22 protein-coding genes are annotated in these 16,724 nt (G+C 63.7%); 11 read left to right on the forward strand and 11 right to left on the reverse strand.

Annotated elements, in window-relative coordinates:
• Positions 1 to 29 precede the first annotated feature (29 nt).
• The 4 genes from ACYJ11_RS10170 (at position 30) to ACYJ11_RS10185 (ending at position 3,185) form a co-directional block, all read left to right on the forward strand.
• Entirely contained in the window at positions 30 to 221 is a 192-nt protein-coding gene (locus ACYJ11_RS10170; RefSeq protein ID WP_461647687.1) for a hypothetical protein, read from the forward strand.
• A gap of 77 nt (positions 222 to 298) precedes the next feature.
• Entirely contained in the window at positions 299 to 1,960 is a 1,662-nt protein-coding gene (locus ACYJ11_RS10175; RefSeq protein WP_461647688.1) for a CTP synthase, read from the forward strand.
• The gene (guaA, locus tag ACYJ11_RS10180; RefSeq protein WP_005535811.1) at positions 1,960 to 2,877 is read left to right on the forward strand and encodes a glutamine-hydrolyzing GMP synthase; all 918 of its coding nucleotides are present in this window, start codon (positions 1,960 to 1,962) and stop codon (positions 2,875 to 2,877) included. The genes ACYJ11_RS10175 and guaA overlap by 1 nt, the downstream gene beginning before the upstream one ends.
• Complete coding sequence (locus tag ACYJ11_RS10185; protein WP_461647689.1) at positions 2,874 to 3,185, forward strand: DUF7126 family protein; 312 nt, start codon at positions 2,874 to 2,876, stop codon at positions 3,183 to 3,185. Before guaA ends, ACYJ11_RS10185 begins: the two co-directional genes overlap by 4 nt.
• A 27-nt stretch (positions 3,186 to 3,212) precedes the next feature.
• Here the strand turns inward: ACYJ11_RS10185 and ACYJ11_RS10190 are convergent, their stop codons facing one another.
• The 4 genes from ACYJ11_RS10190 to ACYJ11_RS10205 all read right to left on the reverse strand — a co-directional run bounded on the left by ACYJ11_RS10190 (position 3,213) and on the right by ACYJ11_RS10205 (position 7,017).
• Entirely contained in the window at positions 3,213 to 3,887 is a 675-nt protein-coding gene (locus ACYJ11_RS10190; RefSeq protein WP_461647690.1) for an MBL fold metallo-hydrolase, read from the reverse strand.
• 76 nt (positions 3,888 to 3,963) lie between these two features.
• A complete protein-coding gene (locus ACYJ11_RS10195) occupies positions 3,964 to 4,788 on the reverse strand; it encodes an aldo/keto reductase (RefSeq protein WP_461647691.1) in 825 nt (274 codons plus the stop codon).
• 79 nt (positions 4,789 to 4,867) lie between these two features.
• Positions 4,868 to 5,833: a WD40/YVTN/BNR-like repeat-containing protein gene (locus tag ACYJ11_RS10200; RefSeq protein ID WP_461647692.1), complete on the reverse strand. Its 966-nt coding sequence runs from the start codon at positions 5,831 to 5,833 to the stop codon at positions 4,868 to 4,870.
• A 206-nt stretch (positions 5,834 to 6,039) separates the two neighbouring features.
• Entirely contained in the window at positions 6,040 to 7,017 is a 978-nt protein-coding gene (locus ACYJ11_RS10205) for a MogA/MoaB family molybdenum cofactor biosynthesis protein (protein ID WP_461647693.1), read from the reverse strand.
• 112 nt (positions 7,018 to 7,129) lie between these two features.
• On the opposite strand from ACYJ11_RS10205, the gene ACYJ11_RS10210 reads away from it, so the two are divergent.
• The 3 genes from ACYJ11_RS10210 to ACYJ11_RS10220 all read left to right on the forward strand — a co-directional run bounded on the left by ACYJ11_RS10210 (position 7,130) and on the right by ACYJ11_RS10220 (position 9,525).
• Positions 7,130 to 7,294, forward strand: a complete 165-nt coding sequence (locus tag ACYJ11_RS10210; RefSeq protein WP_421641157.1) for a hypothetical protein — start codon at positions 7,130 to 7,132, stop codon at positions 7,292 to 7,294.
• A 128-nt stretch (positions 7,295 to 7,422) separates the two neighbouring features.
• Positions 7,423 to 7,743: a hypothetical protein gene (locus ACYJ11_RS10215; protein WP_188978044.1), complete on the forward strand. Its 321-nt coding sequence runs from the start codon at positions 7,423 to 7,425 to the stop codon at positions 7,741 to 7,743.
• Positions 7,744 to 7,785: 42 nt separating this feature from the next.
• Entirely contained in the window at positions 7,786 to 9,525 is a 1,740-nt protein-coding gene (locus ACYJ11_RS10220) for a histidine kinase N-terminal 7TM domain-containing protein (protein WP_461647694.1), read from the forward strand.
• 9 nt (positions 9,526 to 9,534) lie between these two features.
• Here the strand turns inward: ACYJ11_RS10220 and ACYJ11_RS10225 are convergent, their stop codons facing one another.
• The 3 genes from ACYJ11_RS10225 to ACYJ11_RS10235 form a co-directional block, all read right to left on the reverse strand.
• Entirely contained in the window at positions 9,535 to 10,233 is a 699-nt protein-coding gene (locus tag ACYJ11_RS10225; RefSeq protein ID WP_461647695.1) for an SDR family NAD(P)-dependent oxidoreductase, read from the reverse strand.
• A gap of 93 nt (positions 10,234 to 10,326) precedes the next feature.
• Positions 10,327 to 10,890 carry an NUDIX hydrolase gene (locus ACYJ11_RS10230; protein WP_188978050.1) on the reverse strand — a complete coding sequence of 188 codons (564 nt, stop codon included), beginning with the start codon at positions 10,888 to 10,890 and terminating at the stop codon, positions 10,327 to 10,329.
• 47 nt (positions 10,891 to 10,937) lie between these two features.
• Positions 10,938 to 11,573 carry a helix-turn-helix domain-containing protein gene (locus ACYJ11_RS10235; RefSeq protein WP_461647696.1) on the reverse strand — a complete coding sequence of 212 codons (636 nt, stop codon included), beginning with the start codon at positions 11,571 to 11,573 and terminating at the stop codon, positions 10,938 to 10,940.
• 193 nt (positions 11,574 to 11,766) lie between these two features.
• Here ACYJ11_RS10235 and ACYJ11_RS10240 point away from each other — a divergent pair, with 193 nt between their 5' ends.
• The 4 genes from ACYJ11_RS10240 (at position 11,767) to ACYJ11_RS10255 (ending at position 14,386) form a co-directional block, all read left to right on the forward strand.
• Positions 11,767 to 12,180: an SRPBCC family protein gene (locus tag ACYJ11_RS10240; RefSeq protein WP_461647697.1), complete on the forward strand. Its 414-nt coding sequence runs from the start codon at positions 11,767 to 11,769 to the stop codon at positions 12,178 to 12,180.
• Positions 12,181 to 12,293: 113 nt separating this feature from the next.
• The gene (locus ACYJ11_RS10245) at positions 12,294 to 12,599 is read left to right on the forward strand and encodes a CGCGG family putative rSAM-modified RiPP protein (protein WP_461647698.1); all 306 of its coding nucleotides are present in this window, start codon (positions 12,294 to 12,296) and stop codon (positions 12,597 to 12,599) included.
• Positions 12,600 to 13,673 (forward strand): radical SAM protein, encoded by a 1,074-nt coding sequence (locus ACYJ11_RS10250; protein WP_461647699.1) that lies wholly within the window; start codon positions 12,600 to 12,602, stop codon positions 13,671 to 13,673.
• A gap of 65 nt (positions 13,674 to 13,738) precedes the next feature.
• A complete protein-coding gene (locus tag ACYJ11_RS10255; protein ID WP_188978061.1) occupies positions 13,739 to 14,386 on the forward strand; it encodes a helix-turn-helix domain-containing protein in 648 nt (215 codons plus the stop codon).
• Positions 14,387 to 14,401: 15 nt separating this feature from the next.
• Here ACYJ11_RS10255 and ACYJ11_RS10260 read toward each other — a convergent pair whose 3' ends face one another.
• The 4 genes from ACYJ11_RS10260 to ACYJ11_RS10275 all read right to left on the reverse strand — a co-directional run bounded on the left by ACYJ11_RS10260 (position 14,402) and on the right by ACYJ11_RS10275 (position 16,547).
• Entirely contained in the window at positions 14,402 to 15,562 is a 1,161-nt protein-coding gene (locus ACYJ11_RS10260) for a hypothetical protein (protein ID WP_461647700.1), read from the reverse strand.
• A gap of 1 nt (position 15,563) precedes the next feature.
• Positions 15,564 to 15,797 (reverse strand): DUF2249 domain-containing protein, encoded by a 234-nt coding sequence (locus ACYJ11_RS10265; RefSeq protein WP_461647701.1) that lies wholly within the window; start codon positions 15,795 to 15,797, stop codon positions 15,564 to 15,566.
• A gap of 110 nt (positions 15,798 to 15,907) precedes the next feature.
• A complete protein-coding gene (locus ACYJ11_RS10270) occupies positions 15,908 to 16,204 on the reverse strand; it encodes a hypothetical protein (protein ID WP_053967003.1) in 297 nt (98 codons plus the stop codon).
• A gap of 64 nt (positions 16,205 to 16,268) precedes the next feature.
• Positions 16,269 to 16,547 (reverse strand): ArsR/SmtB family transcription factor, encoded by a 279-nt coding sequence (locus ACYJ11_RS10275; protein WP_004593670.1) that lies wholly within the window; start codon positions 16,545 to 16,547, stop codon positions 16,269 to 16,271.
• Positions 16,548 to 16,724 lie beyond the last annotated feature (177 nt).

A 16,724-nucleotide genomic window follows, 5' to 3' on the forward strand; every position in this document is an offset into this window, starting at 1 on the left:
TTATACTATATACCAATAAATAATGATATATGTCAACGCGAACCAGAACGGCGATGTCTCACTCGACACGGCACGGTGTCGTCTCGTTTCTGGGTGGGTTCGTCGCCGGCTACCTGTTGTTTGTCGCCATCGGCTCAAGCCCAAGTGATGCGGTGTTTTCGGCGCTGACACTCGCTGCGCTCGTGGCTGCGTGGCGCGTTCTCACGCAGCCCTCACTGTAGCCGCGTTGACACTGCGACCGGGTGGCGAACAGTGCGCGCTCCGAAACCGTTTAGACTACGCGGGGTTCACCGTCGGTATGCCGACCGAACCCGAAACGGACTACGACCCGGAACTGGGTCGGAAGTTCATCTTCGTCACCGGTGGCGTGATGTCTGGCCTGGGGAAAGGCATCACCGCCGCCAGCACAGGTAGATTACTCAAAAACGCCGGGTTCGACGTTACAGCGGTCAAAATTGACCCGTATCTGAACGTCGACGCCGGTACCATGAATCCCTTCCAGCACGGCGAGGTGTACGTGCTCAAAGACGGCGGGGAGGTCGACCTCGACCTGGGGAACTACGAGCGGTTCCTCGACATCGACATGACCTTCGACCACAACGTCACCACGGGAAAGACCTACCAGCACGTCATCGAGAAAGAGCGGTCCGGCGACTACCTCGGTCGCACGGTCCAGATCATCCCGCATATCACCGACGACATCAAGCGCCGTATCCGCGAGGCCGCCGAGGGCAACGACGTCTGTATCATCGAAGTCGGCGGCACGGTCGGGGACATCGAGGGGATGCCATATCTCGAAGCGCTCCGGCAGTTCGCCCACGAGGAGGACGAGGACGATATTCTCTTTACCCACGTCACGCTCGTTCCCTACTCGAAAAACGGCGAGCAGAAGACGAAGCCGACCCAGCACTCCGTGAAGGAACTGCGCTCTATCGGTCTCCAGCCCGACATTCTCGTCGGCCGCTGTTCGGACAAGCTCGACATCGACACGAAAGAGAAGATCGCACTGTTCTGTGACGTGCCGACGGAAGCCGTCTTCTCGAACCCGGACGTCGACGACATCTACCACGTCCCGCTGATGGTTGAGGAGGAGGGCCTCGATCAGTACGTGATGGAGGAACTCGACATCGCCTCGGAAGCGCTGCCGGAAGACGAACGGGAGAACCGCTGGCGCGACCTCGTCACCCAGAACACCGAAGGCGAGGTCGAAGTTGCGCTCGTCGGCAAGTACGACCTTGAAGACGCCTACATGTCCGTCCATGAGGCGCTGAAACACGCCGGCCTTGAGAAAAACGTCGACGTGAACGTCCGGTGGGTCAACTCGGAGAAGATGAGCGACCACCACGCCGACCGGATGCGCGAGGCCGATGCCATCGTCGTGCCGGGCGGCTTCGGCGCACGGGGCACGGAGGGTAAAATCGAGGCGATTCGGTACGCCCGCGAGAACGACGTGCCGTTCCTCGGCCTGTGTCTCGGCTTCCAGATGGCTGTCGTCGAGTATGCCCGCAACGTACTGGACCTCGACGACGCCCACTCGGCGGAACTGGACGAGGACACGCCACACCCCGTTATCGACATCCTCCCCGAGCAGTACGAAATCGAGGACATGGGCGGGACGATGCGGCTGGGTGCCCACGAAACCGAAATCGACGCGAACACGCTCGCCGCGACGCTGTACGGCGGCGAGTCCTGCACGGAGCGGCACCGCCACCGGTACGAGGTCAACCCCGAGTACATCGACGACCTCGAAGCCGCCGGGCTGAAGTTCTCTGGCCGCGCTGGGAACCGTATGGAGATACTTGAACTCGGCCCCGAGGACCATCCGTACTTCATCGGGACGCAGTTCCATCCTGAGTTCCGCTCCCGACCGACCCGCGCTAGCCCGCCGTTCGTCGGCCTGCTCGAAGCAGTCCTTGGCGACGACCCCCACACTGCGACGACTGAGGAGGTGAGCCACTGATGGTGAACGTCGACGAGTTCATCGAGGAAGCGAAAGCCGAAATCGCCGAGGAAATCGGGGACAAGCACGCCGTCATCGGGCTTTCCGGTGGCGTCGACTCCTCGACGGCCGCCGCGCTGGCCTACGAGGCTATCGGCGACCAGCTCACCGCCGTCTACGTCGACACCGGGCTGATGCGGAAGGGTGAGACCGACGAGATCCGCGAGACCTTCGACTACATGGATTCCCTGCGTATCGTCGAGGCACAGGACCGCTTCCTCGACGAACTCGAAGGCGAAACCGACCCCGAGGAGAAACGGCACATCATCGGCGAGCAGTTCATCCGGGAGTTCGAGACAGTCGCCCGCGAGGTCGACGCCGACTACCTCGTGCAGGGGACTATCTACCCGGACCGCATCGAGAGCGAGGGGACGATCAAGTCCCACCACAACGTCGGCGGCCTCCCCGAGCGCATTGACTTCGACGGTATCGTTGAGCCGATGCGGGACCTCTACAAGGACGAGGTCCGTGAGGTCGCCCGCGCGCTTGACCTCGAAGAGATCATCTCCGAGCGGATGCCGTTCCCCGGTCCGGGACTCGCCGTCCGTATCATCGGCGAGGTTACCGAGGAGAAACTGGAGGTGGCCCGCGAGGCCAACCACGTCGTCGAGGAGGAACTGGAGGAGTACGAGCCGTGGCAGGCGCTGGCCGCCGTCATCGGCAAGGCCACAGGCGTCAAAGGCGATAACCGCGTCCACGGCTGGGTCGTCGCCGTTCGCTCCGTCGAGAGCCGGGACGGCATGACCGCCCGTGCACAGGAACTCGACTGGGACACGCTCCAGCGCATGCAGTCGCGCATCACCGGGGCGCACGAGAACGTCGCCCGCGTCGTCTACGACGTGACCCACAAACCGCCGGCGACCATCGAGTACGAATGAACGTCGTTCTCGTCGGCTCGGACCCCAACGGACTCACGGACGCGCTCGAAGCCGAAGGACAGACTGTGACGGTTGCCGATGTCGGTAACCGCCCCGGGCTGGAGGAGGCCGGCATCCACGAAGCGGACGTGTACCTGCTGACCGAGATGTCACAGGCCACCTCGATCGCCGTTGCGAAGGAACTCAACCCCGACTTGCGGGTCGTCGTCTACGCAGAGGGCTCCCTGCCCGACTTCGCCAGCCGACAGACGGACCTCGTCGTCGACCCGGGCCTACTCGGTTCCGACGCGGTTGCCGAGGAACTGTAGCGCAGTCCCGCGTCTTCCGGCGCTTGTTCACACCGTCGCCGCGAGGCGGTCCAGACGCTCCGAGCCGTTTTTTTCGAAGGGAACGCCGTGGCCCGGGACCGCGACCTCGAAGTCGGGCGCACGCTCGACGAACTCACTGATACTCCGGGTGACGGCGTCAGTGTCGTAACTCATAAGCCACGGCGAGGGCTCGAAGCGGCCGCCGTCCTCACGGACGAGATCGCCCAGCAGTCCCAGCGACAGTTCCTCGCTGACGTAGCAGACGTGTCCTGGCGTGTGTCCGGGAGTGTGATAGGCCGTGAAACTGCCGACGGTGTCGTCGTCGGCCAAAGGGACAATGTCGTTATCCGGTGTGTCGACGAACGGTGAGACAAGTCGCTGGAATGCGCCCTTGTGATTGCCCAGCGGCGGCGCTTGCTCGCCGGTGACCAGCGGTGCGTCCCGCTCCCCGAGGTAGATTGGCACATCGATGCCATCGAAGGCAGCCAATCCGCCGACGTGGTCGAGATCGAAGTGCGTAAGGAGGATTCGGTCAAGATCCCGGAGTTCGTAGCCGGCATCGCTCAGGCCGGCGATGAGTCCGTTGCCGTGCCAGGGTAGCCCTGTGTCCACGAGCGTGAGCGCGCCGTCGTCGTCGACGAGCGTCGCGTTGACGCCCGTGAGATCGTACCACCAGATATCATCGGAGAGCGCCGCGACCATACCCGGGATTGGAACGGCGATTCCTAAACCCTTGGTCACGACGCTGTGTGGCCACAGCTCCGGTCGGCCGTGATACTCAGAACGGTAACTGCGACCGGACGAACTGCACGCCGGTTTTGACCTTCGACGGATCTCGAATCCGTTCCATCTCAGCGTCCGTTAGCTCGAAATCGAAGACGGCCATGTTCGCTTCCAGATGCTCGCGGCTGGACGCCTTCGGAATCGCGGCCACGCCGTCCTGCTGGAGGAGCCACCGGAGCGCGACCTGCGCCGGGGACTTCCCGTACTTGTTTCCGATCTGGACGAGCGCTGGGTCGTCGAGAACGCCGCCGCGGGCCAGCGGGCTGTAGGCGGTCAGGAGCACGTCGTGAATGCGACAGTAGTCCAGTAGTTTCCGCTGGTCCCAGTAGGGGTGGTACTGCACTTGGTCAGTGAAGATCGGAGCCGACGAGCTGTCCCGTGCCTCGTCCAGCAGCGCCGGTGAGAAGTTGCTGACGCCGATGTGGCGGACCAGCCCCTCTTCGACGAGGTCGTTCATCGCCCCGAGCGTCTCCGACAGCGACGCCATCCACGGGGTGTTGGGCCAGTGGATGAGTAGGAGGTCCAGATAGTCCGTTCCCAGTTTGTTCAGGCTCTCCCGCGTCGACCGCCGGACATTACGCTCGTCGCGGTTGGACCCGTCGAGTTTCGTCGTCAGAAATACGTTCTCGCGGTCAACCGTGGCGGCCTCTATCCCCAGCCCGACCTGCCGCTCGTTACCGTAGGCCTGTGCGGTGTCGATGTGGCGATAGCCCATCTCCAGGGCCGTCTCGACAGTCTCACGGCAGGTTTGGCCAGTGAGCTGCCACGTTCCCAGGCCGAGTGCGGGGACCGACGTTCCCTGGATCTGAATCTCGTCCATACAGGATGTTGGAGGGGGCCAGTGAAAAGTCGTGGCGACGGTGCGCCGCTGTCTCGAACTAGCCAATGCTACCGTGGCGTCACTTCTCCAGAATAGTCCCGCCAGAACCGACTGCGATGTCGGTGCCGCCGCGGACGACGGCCTTCAGGTTCTCGCCGGCGGGCGTCTCCTCCTGAGTCCAGTCGCCACCGCCGAGGGCGTACACCTTGCCGCCACCACCGACCGTGTAGCCGGTGCTGTCGTCGTCGGTGACCTCGATGTCGCGCAGGCCAGCGTCGCCAGTGTCGGTCGGTGTCCACTCGGAGCCGTTCCAGTGGAATATCATGCCGCCACCGCCGGAGACCCACACGTCGTCCGGGCCGTCGGAGTCGACGCCGTAGAAGTTGACGTTGGCGTCGGCGAGGCCGATCTTGTTCCACGTCGCGCCGTCGTCGGTGACGAAGACGCTCTTGTTCCCGTCGACGATGTGGCCCGAGCGAACGCCGTGGAAGTCGACGGCGTTGATGGCTGACCCGGACCCGGGCGTGGTGTAGTCCCACGTCTCGCTCGCGCCGTTCTCGAAGCTGTAGTACATCTTCCCGGAGTCGCCGGCGATGTAGACGTTTGCTTCGCCGGCGGTGCCGGTCACGGACACGTCGTTGAAGTTGTTGGTGACGTCCATCGGGGCGCTGTGGTCGGTGAGCACGCCCGACTCAACGTCGTACTCGCCGATAGCGCCAGACGCGCCGACGAACCAGAGGGCCTTGCCGTCGTCGGTCACGTCGGCCCCGTAGAGGCTGTTTCCGTTGCCGGTCGGACCGCCGCCGATGACCTTCTGCCAGCCCGCGCTGGTTCGTTCGAGGACGATGCCGCCACCCGCCACCGCGTACGCACCGGCGGCCGTGTATTCGACGTCGTGGAGGGTGTTCCCGGTCGGGGACTCGACGGACTCCCAGGGATCGGCCGCCGCAACCGTCCCGGAGAGGGCCGTTCCACCCAGTGCGGCTGCAGCTGTCGCGCCGATACCCTTGAGTACGCCGCGTCGTGTCGCGTTGCGATCGGACATGACACCCGAGCCTGTGGACTGCCCCCACTTCAATGGGGGACGCAGTTAACGACCTTTCACGGCGATTTAACCGTTTAAACGACCGATATTCGGGAGAATAGCCGGCCGGCCGTGGAAAAATTGGCGGCCCGGAACGAACCGGCAAAACGTCACGTTAAGTCGGGTAAACGGACACAAGACTGATACCACGAGTCCGCCGGCTGTGGTCAGGACAGGTCAGCGACGAGCGACGGGGCTTGCGCCGCGATGATCTCGTCGATGGCGATACGGGCCGCCGCCGGGTCCGCGGGCAGGCAGAACACTGGCGTCCCGCCGGCAATCCCGGCTGTCGCGCGGACGGTGATAACACCGGCCCCCTGTTGTTCGAAAAGGAGGCCCCGGTACACCTCCTCGAATCCCGGCAGGGCTTTCTCGAACAGCGGGTGGACAGCTTCGAGGGTCTGCTCCGTCGGAGCAACACCGAGGCCGCCCGCGGTGACGACGACCTCCACGTCGTCACGCCCGACCAGTCTGTCGACGGCCTCCTGAATGCCGTCGTAGTCCCCTCGAAGCCGTTCGCGAGCCGTGACCGTCTGGCCGGTCGCTTCGAGTGCTGTCTCCACCGCCTCGCCCGTCGGGTCTCCTTCCTCCGTCGCCGTCCCGACCGTGACGACGGCGGCGGCAACCGACTGTTCTTGCGACATGTCGTCCTGCGCGACTGTCTCTGCTGTCGTTTCATCCGTTGTCTGAACCGCTGCTTCCTGCGGTGTATCCGCCGGTTCGGTCGGTGCCTGTGGCTCAGAGAGAGGGTCCTGATGTGGGGCCTCATCAGGCTCCTGTGTCGCCTTATCAACTCCCCCAGTGTTCTGTGTTTCATCCGCTGGCTGGCTGTCTGTACTCTGGTTCGTCGCCTCGTCGATTCGTTGTGTAGCAGAGCCGTCGGTTTCGGACTCTGATGTGTGTCTCTCACTGCCCTCCGCAGTATCATCTGTTGCAGGAGTCTCTGTGCTGTCAGCCTCATCTGCTGCTATATCGTCATTTTCCGCCGCTCTGTCGGTCGCTTCGGTGGGCTCCGAACTGGCGGCCTCGGAGTTGGTATCGACTGCCGCGGATTCCTCGTCGTCCCCCGTCTCGCCTTCGTCTGTCTCGTCGTCTTCCCCGTCAGTCGGACCTCGGCGTGTGTCACGGGACTGGAAATCCACCATACTATCCCATCGGTTGCGGTGGATAAATACCCTGATGACCGTTTGCGTAACCGCAACCTGTATAATATCTGAAACCGACAGTATTAAAATATAGCAAGAAGAACAAAAATGTATGGATGGGAGATACCACGTCGTCTGCCACGAGTGTGCGTTTGAGGGACTGTACGAAGACTCGTCAGTCGCAGAGGGACAGCGGGACGCACACGCTTCCGACAGCGGCCATCGGATGAGTCTGCGTGACATCTCACGCCAGGAAGCCCCCGGTCTATCGCAGTAGCGGGACCGTTAGCGTTTTGCGCTCGCTTGCCTGACTCCGAGATATGCAGCCACGTTGTTCCGTCGGTATTACTGAAGGTCGTCCCATCGTGACGCACCATCCGAGCGGGCGCGACGGGGGGCGTGTCGATGGCTGATGACGAGTCCGGCTACGTCCACCGTCCTGACACGGAGCCACAGTCCGCAGACACCCCTCGTACGGACAGCGAGACGGGCACGGAAGCTGCCGACGGTCCCGAGTTCGGAACGAGCGGCTGGATTCTGGTTGGAATGATCGGCGTGGCGTTCCTCTTCGTTCCTGGCGCGATTTTGCTCTTGCCGTCCGCCCAGAGCGTTATCAGTAGCTTCGGGCTCACGCTCCGGGACGCCTATCTCACGCTCCCGCTCGTTCCGGCGTTCGTACTTGGTGCCCTCGCCGTGTGGTCTGCGGTTCGTTCGCAGTCGAAGTGACCGAGAATAGTTATATCAGGGACGCCATTACTACGCTACTGAATGGTCCTGTCGCCACTTACTGTCGTTTTATTGTCGGGTGTCGTCGGTATGGGCGTCGCTTTTCTGGTGTGGCTCCACCGGGACCGGCCGGGCGCGGGACCGCTGGCAGTGTTTGTTGTCGCGGCGAGCCTCTGGGCCGTGGCGTACGGTATCGAACTCGCTGTACCGGGCCTCTCCACCATGGAGCGACTCGTCCAAGTGCAGTTGACGCTCTCGGTGATCATCCCTGTCGCGTGGCTCGTGACGGTTATCGAGTACACGGGGCACCCACACTGGCTCACGCAACGCCGAACAGCGCTGTTACTATTCGAACCGGCGGTGTTTGTCACGCTCGTGTGGTCGAATCACGCCCACGAACTCATCTGGTCCGGCCACGGCACACAATCCGTCTCTGCATCGTCGGTAGCCCTCGCTCCCGCGTACGAAGTCATGTACTGGGGGCACATGTCCTACATACTGCTGTTGATTCTCGCCGGCGGTGTCCTCCTGTTGCGGATGCTGTTCCGGTCGAACCAGGTGTTTCAGGGCCAGGGGGTCGCATTGTTACTCGCCATCGCCGTCCCGACGGTCGTCCAGACGCTGTTCGTGCTCGGTGCGGTACCGACTCCGTTCAACCCGACGAGTCTCGGGTACGTCGCGTCGGGGGCCGTCCTCTCAGTCGCCATCCTCCGCGGGCAGCTGCTCGACGTGGCACCGGTGACCCGGGAACTGGGCCGGGAAGCGATCTTCACCGAAATGGATGATATGGTCATCATCGTCGACGACGAGCGCCGCATCGTCGATATCAACGCGACCGCAACGGCGCTGTTTGACGGTGACCAGAACGCGGTTCTGGGCCGCTCGCTCCCGCAGACGTCTCCGACACTCGCGGAGACGGTCCCCGGCCCCGGTGAACGAACGCAGACTGAGATGGCCCTCGAACGTGACGGCGGCGTCCGGTACTACGACGTGCGCGTGATACCGCTGTACCGCGCGTACGGCGTTGTCTCGGGCCACCTCATCAGCCTCCGGGATATCACGGACCGTCGACAGCGCGAACAGCGACTGGACGTGCTCAACCGCTTGCTCCGTCACGATATCCGGAACGAGATGAACGTCGTCAAAGGGAACGCGGACCTGCTCCGGGACACGGCCGACGCCGACGAACGCGAGCGACTCGACCGCATTATGAGTACAGTCGACGAAATCGTCGACCGCAGTAACAAGATCGGCCGAGTCACCGAGGCCCTAGAGACCGAGCAGCACAGCCCGACAGCGCTTCAGCAGCTGCTAGAATCGGTCGTGAGCGATGCTCGGGATCGCCGCCCTGACGTGGCGATCACGCTCACCTGTGAGGACGATATCTGGATCCGGGGTGGTCCGTCGGTCCTCATCGCGCTGGAGGAACTGGTCGAGAACGCTGTCGAACATCAAGCGACCGACGAGAGCCCAGTTGTGGTCGAGATTACGGCGACACGGGCCGACGGAACGCCCGGCGTCCGTGTGGCCGTTCACGACAACGGTCCCGGTATCACCGACCACGAGCGCGAGGTCATCCGCTCGGGGACTGAAACGCCGCTCAAACACGGTTCCGGCGTCGGACTCTGGCTCGTCAACTGGATCGTCCGAAACCTCGGCGGCCGAATGTCGTTCCCCGATACGGACGAGCCGGGAACGACTGTTGAGTTGCAACTGCCGGCGGCTGAGCCAGCCCACGCGACGGACGAGCCAGCAGTGGCCCACAGCGAGAACGCTGATTGATCTCGGTAGCTACCACTCGATTTCGGCCTTGTCGCGCCAGAACCGCCCGCTCGGCGCGTCGGGTCGGAAGCGAGCGAGCCACACCGGCGTCTCGGCCCCCTCCTCGGGCGTCCGGGGGGCGCTCCCCTCAGTCATGTCTGTCTGGACGTAGCCCGGACACACCGAGTTGGCGATAAGGCCGTCGGTCGCGTACTCGCCGTCGAGGTACTTCGTCAGCCCGTTGACGCCGGTCTTCGAGATGCGGTAGGCCGGCGTGCCGCCTGACTGGCTCTCGGTGATAGCGCCCAGCCCGGAGGACATGGTGACGACGCGGCCGCCCTCCTCAGCCAGCAACAACGGGAGGGCGTACTTCGTCATGAGGACCGCTCCCCGGAGGTTCGTGTCGAGGGTGTGGTCGATGACGTCGGTCGGCATCTCGTCGAGCGGCTCTCGGGAGTCCATCACGCCGGCGTTGTTGACCAGCACGTCGAGCCGGCCCTGCTCGCGCTCGATGCGGTCGACCGCGGCGACCATCCCGTCGTCGTCGGTCACGTCGAGTTCGATAGCGTGGCGGTCCGTCCCCTCGATGTCGGCAGTATCACGAGCGCCGGCGTACACCGTCGCGTCGAGGTCGACCAGCCCGTCGGCGATTGCCTTCCCGATGCCCCGTGTGGCTCCGGTGACGAGCACGACCTGGCCGTCGAGTGAGTCGTACAGCGGAACGTCCATACCTGGGGTTTGGCGGCCGGGCCGAAAAGGAAACGGGTCGGGGGCGGTGTCACTGCGACGCCTGCCGCCCGAGTGGGATAGTGACCGTCGGCGTTACCGTTCTTCGTCCCGGCGCATCGCGATCTCGAACCAGGGACAGAGGCGGAGCTGGCGGTAGTACTCGGGATTTTCCCGGAGTCGCTCGTAGGGGACCCACATGAGGCCGTCGACCTCCTCGGGGTTCGGTTCCAGTGAGGTGTCGTGGAGCGTGGCCTGTAGGACCGCACAGACTTCCCATTCGAGGCCGGCGTTCTCGTAGTAGCGCTTGTACTCGAACCGGTCGGTCACGCGGAGGTTCTGGTACTGCGAGGGGTCGATGCCCAGTTCCTCTTCGAGCCGTTCCTCGGTGGCCTCGACCTGTGTCTGGCCTTCGACGGGGTGGGAGGCGACGGTCCCGTCCCAGTGGGTATCCCAGAGGCGTTTGTTCGCTGCGCGCTGGGCGAGCAGGATCCGGCCGTCCTCGTCAAACAGCAGGGCAGTGAACGCGCGGTGGCGAACCCCATCGCCAGTGTGGGCATCGAGCCGATTGACCAGCCCCTCCTCGTTGTCGTCGGCATCCACCGCGATGACCTCCTGTCGGGCGTTTTCGTGCGTCTCGTCGACCGCGTCGGAACTCATATGTCGTACCTCTCACAGAGGCGCGTATTACGCGCTTCGACTTCCCGTCACCGCGCCGGGTGGTCCGAGACGAACTGTTTCAGGATCTGCTCCTCCGCGCGGTGGAGGGTTTCACTGCAGGTCGACTTCGCGATACCGACGCGGTCCGCCAGTTCCGTCAGCGAGCATTCCCGCGGTGTGTCATAGTAACCCGCGTCGATGGCCTCCTGTACCAGTTCCAGTTGGCTCTCGGTGAGTACCTGCTCGGTTTCGAGGTGTTGCTGGATGCGATCGACGCTGAAGGCGATACCGAACTCCTCCAGTTGCTCGCCGAGTTCGGAGAGCCGCTCCTGTGGCGCCGATATCTCCCAGACCGCCTCGCCGTTGGACAGCGTAAACGGCATTTCAAGCGGGACGCCAGAGCCCTGGACCGGGAAGAGCAGGAGCGGCATCGAGGTCTCGAACTGCACCAGCGCGCTGTCGTCCCGGTGAGAGAGTATCTCAAGAGTCGTGACCGACTCGCGATTTTCGATATCACGGAGAACCGCTGGGAGGTCATCCGATGTGATCTCCGCTAACCCGACACCGGAGTCCTCGCCTGGGAGCGCAGACAGGATGCGAAACGTCGCGTCGTCGTACGCCCGCGAGATGTCGCCGATCCAGATTTCATCCGGAATCGTGAGCGTGAGTTCAGCGTGTGGCATTGGTGTATCCGAATATATTCGTCCGACCTCCGCGACCGTGGTCCCGAACATGTTCGTACAGTTGCGATGGGAATAAGAAACTTGGGGGGTAGTGCCCCGCGCTGTCAACGCGGAATCAGGCCGAACAAAACCAGAAAGCCGAACATCTCCGGGTATGGCGAACGCTTATTCCGCCGGCCGCTGGCCGTCCGGTATGGAACGCGTCTCGCTGACTCGGATGGTCCCGGCTGACCCGGAGACGGTCACCGCCCTGATAACGGACGTGGCACCGTTCATGCGCGCGGCAGGGTTCGACGAGGTGACGCTCAACGGGGACGACCTCGGTATCACGAACCGCGTCGGACTGTTCGAGATCGAACTGGACCTCGAAATCGTCGAGACCGATGCAGTGCTGCGGTACGAGCAGCGCCAGGGCATCTTCGAGTCGATGATGACCGAGTACACGGTCGAAGCCGTCGACGGCGGGACCGAAGTCACGGCGACGACGGAGTACAACGCACTCGACCTCCCGGTGCTCGGCGAGATGATCGATTCAACCGTTATCTCGCGACAGCGCAAGAAGGAACTGAACAAGCAGTTCGACTGGCTCGTCGACCAGGTGACGTAGCGGTACGTGTGATTGGGACTGTTCGGACGAATTCCTCTCCGCAATCCGTTGTGTATAATGACCCGAACATCTTCGGGAGAGGACCGAGGGACGCCCGCCGTCAACCTGTACATATGAGCCATTCCCACGAGGACCTGCCGCCGGTGACAACCGAGGTTCACGACAACTCCTGGTCGGCGAACCTGGAGACGCCCGCACACGCCGAGGACCCCGACGTGGTCGTCGAACAGGCCATCGACGCCGTCGAGAAGACGACGGTGGGGAACCACGTCAATCTGGTCAGCCACGCTGACCACGGCCACCCGGACACCTACCTGTTCGACGCGCTGGAGGAAGCATTCGGTGATACGATCACAACGGAGTACGTCCAACAGTGTGGCTGTGGGGGCCACGTCACCCGCGTCCACCGGGAGGCATAGATGCGCGGGAAACTTGACCTCGACGAGCAGCCGCTGGTGCTGATCTGGGAGGTGACACAGGCCTGTGAACTGGCGTGCAAACACTGCCGGGCCGACGCCCAGCCCCGCCGCCACCCAGACGAGCTATCGACGGCGGAAGGGAAGGCGCTGCTGGACCAGGCCCGTGAGTTCGGCGACGGGCAATTGGTCGTCCTCTCAGGCGGGGACCCGCTCGCCCGCGAGGACCTCCCGGAACTCATCGACTACGGGACCGAGCAGGGTCTCCGGATGACGCTGACACCCAGCGGGACGAACTCGCTGACGCGGGACCGACTGGCCGAACTCGACGACGCCGGACTCCGACGGCTGGCTCTGTCCATCGATGGCGGCGACAGCGAATCTCACGATACCTTCCGGGGCGAGTCCGGGAGCTTCGAGGCCACGATGGAGGCCGCCGAGGCTGCCCGAGACCTCGACATCCCGCTGCAGATCAACACCACCGTCTGTGCTGAGACGGTCGAGCAACTGCCGGCCATCCGGGACATCGTCGCGGACCTCGATGCGGTACTGTGGTCGGTGTTCTTCCTCGTCCCGGTCGGTCGCGGGCGGGTCCTGACGCCGATTGCCCCCGAGCGGGCGGAGCGCGTACTGTCGTGGCTCCACGAGGTCAGCGACGAGGCTCCGTTCGGCCTCAAGACGACCGAAGCGCCCCACTATCGGCGCGTCGCGATTCAGAAGCAGGACGAGGGGGCCAGCGGGCTCAAACGCCGGATGGGTATTCGCGCTGGCAAGGGGTTCGCCTTCGTGAGCCACACCGGCGAGGTGTTCCCCTCCGGATTCTTGCCGAAATCGGCCGGCAATGTCCGCGAGGAAAGCGTCGTGGACATCTATCGGGAGTCGTCGCTGTTCCAGCAACTCAGGGACGACGACGCGCTGACGGGCAAATGCGGGGCCTGTCGATACCGAACGGTCTGTGGCGGCAGTCGGTCGCGGGCGTATGCGACGACGGGGGACCCGCTGGCGGCGGACCCGCTGTGTGACTACCGGCCGGATGGGTTCGAGGGGTCGGTTCCCGATCAGCACCCAGCAGATTGAGGGGGTTTTTCACTCCGTGGGAACGCGCCTCGCCCGTTTTGTAATGTGGTGTCACAGTATCTCATATGAGCGACTCCGGCATCAGAGTGGAGCTGTCGGTCGACACCCCCGGAGCCTGTCCAGTGGCGAGCGTCTCGGACGAGGCAGGCGCGGCTGTGACCGATGTCGCCCGAAGCAGCCCGGACGAAGACGGGCAGGTCATTGAAGAGTTCACCGCGACGGGCACTGACGAAGGGGCAATCGAGGCCCGGGAGGACATGGACAAGGTGTTCGCGACGGGCAACGGGGCCCGCTACCAGTTCTCTCGGTCACGAACTGAGTGCGTCTGCGAGGCGGTCGAAACATATGACTGTCCGGTCGCGGACATCCGCGCCGAGGGCGGACAGCTCCACCTGACCTTCCACGCTCCCGATGTCGACCGGGTGCGCGCTATCGTGACACGGCTGAAGGAACTGTACGACGGTGTCTCGCTCCGGTCGATGCGGCGGAACGGCGACGTTGACCCGGTGGACTCGATTCTCGTCGACCGAAGTAAACTCACCGACAGACAGCAGGAAGTGCTCGAAACCGCCGTCGAGATGGGGTACTTCGAGTATCCAAAAGGGGCCAATGCTGGCGACGTGGCGGCGGAACTGGACATCTCTGTCTCGACGTTCGCTGAACACCTCGCCGCCGCCCAGACGAAACTGCTCGACAGCATCGTCGCGGAGTAGGCCACGCCGTCGCTACTACTGCCATCGACGAACGAACGCCGCCAACAGGAGATATGTATAGAGGAGTGAGCCGAGAGCGCCAGCCGCTGTGCCGACCGATATTATCCAGCCGAACCGACTGATAAGACCGAGTAGCTGAATGCCGATCCCACCACCGAGCAGCCCAATCGTTACCAGCGCCGTCCGGTTGTTTGCGTAGGGCCAGACACCGACCGCCGGTGGGTAGAACTGGAACGCCGCCCCGACCACAGTGAGTCCGAGAAAGCCCGCCAGCATCGCCCGATAGTGTGCGCTGACCAGCGCCGGACTCCGGCCGGTTACGGCGAGAGTCAGCCCGAGTCCGATACCGACGACTCCGGCAACGACCGCCACCAGCACCGCATAGAATCCGACGCGGTGGCGCTCCGACCGCCGGAACAGGACCACATATGACAGCGCGAATCCGACGACTGCGATAGCTTCGACGATGCCACCGGCGAGGAGGAGTCTCCGGTCGAACAGCCCGAATCCCAGCAGCGCAGGACCGACAGCGCCGGCGGCGACAACGACCGCGACGACCGGTCGCGGTACTTCAGCGACCAAGAACCGGGGAAACAGCCGGAAGCCGACGCCGAAGACGAACAGCGCGGCCGTCCCCGCGGCGAGCAAGTGCGACAGTTGCTGTGGGAGTACTGACCCGAAGCCAGCGGCGATAGCGAGCGCGCCACCGGCCGCAAGTGCGAGGTAACCGAGCGCTACCGGGACTGCGACGTTGGCAGTTCGGTCGACCGGCTCCCGATGGGTGTTCGCACCGCCGGTCCCCGTCGCAGCGCCGGTGACGTTGTCACGAATGGTCCGTCCCAGCGTCCCGAGAAAGACCGCAACGCCGCCGGCCCAGAGCGTGGTCCCGACTGGTCGGAGCCACGGTGGCCCAAGCGGTGCGAGCGCCAGCCCAGTTGTACCGAGGGCGGATAGCGGGAACTGGACGGCAGGCCCTCGCTCCCACGCGAGGTCCCGGTCGAAGTACGACGGCACGAGCGCGTAAGCCTTCCCGAACAGGACGTGCAGGACGAACCCGTACAGACCGAGCGTGACGACGACGCGGCGGGGCGCAGCGACCGCCATCGCGGCGTGGAAGCCAACGAAAAACAGCGCGCTGACGGTGACGAACCACCGCGAGACGCGCTCGGGACGCATCTCACTCCGGCCGGATCGTGACGTGCCACTCCTCGTCGGCGACCTGTTCCGTGTCGTACTGGTACCCCTTCTTCGAGAGGACGTCGTACAGCGGCACCGGTTCGAAACTGTTCACCAGCCGGAGCGCCTCGGTTTCGCTGACAGAATCGAGGGCGTTCATGATCTGTTCGAACGGTTCTCCGTCGACGTCCCGAACGTCGAGTTCCTGCACCGACTCCTGGTGATCTGTGCTCATACGTTCGATGACGGTCCCCGCCAGTCAGGCGCTTGTCCCGAACGTGTTCGGACGACAACACGGTTTCAATATGGAGTCTCCGAAAACGAACCGTCGCCGCCACCCGAAGGTTACCGGAGCGTGGTGTAGCTCAGGCCGGCGATGGCAATAAACTGCAGCGAGCGCAGGACCAGCACGGCCTGCTGGACGTGTGGGTCGCCGGCGTAGAAGCTCTGCATCGAGAAGAAGAAGTAGACGGCGATGGCGTTCTCGGCGAGCATCGCGACGGCGAAGGCGATGAGGCCGGCGACGAGTCCCGTCCGGAACGTCGCGTAGTTACGGACCCAGACGCCAAGCAGTGGGAGCAACAGCAGCACGTTGAGCCCTGCAAGTGCCGCCGCGGCGGTGATAAGCGGTCCCATCGCCATCAGCGATACCCCTCCAGCTGGCCAGTCGTGTTCAGTCCGGCGACAGTCTCACCCTGTGTCATCGTCATTCGTCCATCTTCTCCACGATCTCCTCGAATGTGTCGCGGTAGTTGTCGAACCGATCGGTCAGGAAGTAGAGTTTGGCGTACTCCTCGTCACCGGATTCGACCACGTCGTGGTCCTCTAGCTGTTCCATGTGGTGCCTGATCGTCTTGTAGCCCACGTCGAGTTCGTCGGCGAGTTCGTTGGCGTTCATCGGTCGGTCCGAAAGAGCGTCGATGATACGCGCCCGGTTGGCGCCGCCGCGCGTCGCCGTCAGCAGATACCAGAGCGCTTTCTCCATCCCACTGTCCTCCCGGGAACTGTGTCTGCCCGTCGTATAGTCCTGTCTCTCCCCGTCGAACAGCGCGCTGGACTCGGATGCATGTGCCACGATGGGATACGAGAGTCAAGACGGGCGGCAAATAAAGCGTTTCTTCGCACTCTCTTCCGAGACTGTTCCAATTTCGGGACGACTGTC

It is taken from the genome of Haloarcula sp. H-GB5 (assembly GCF_054850705.1).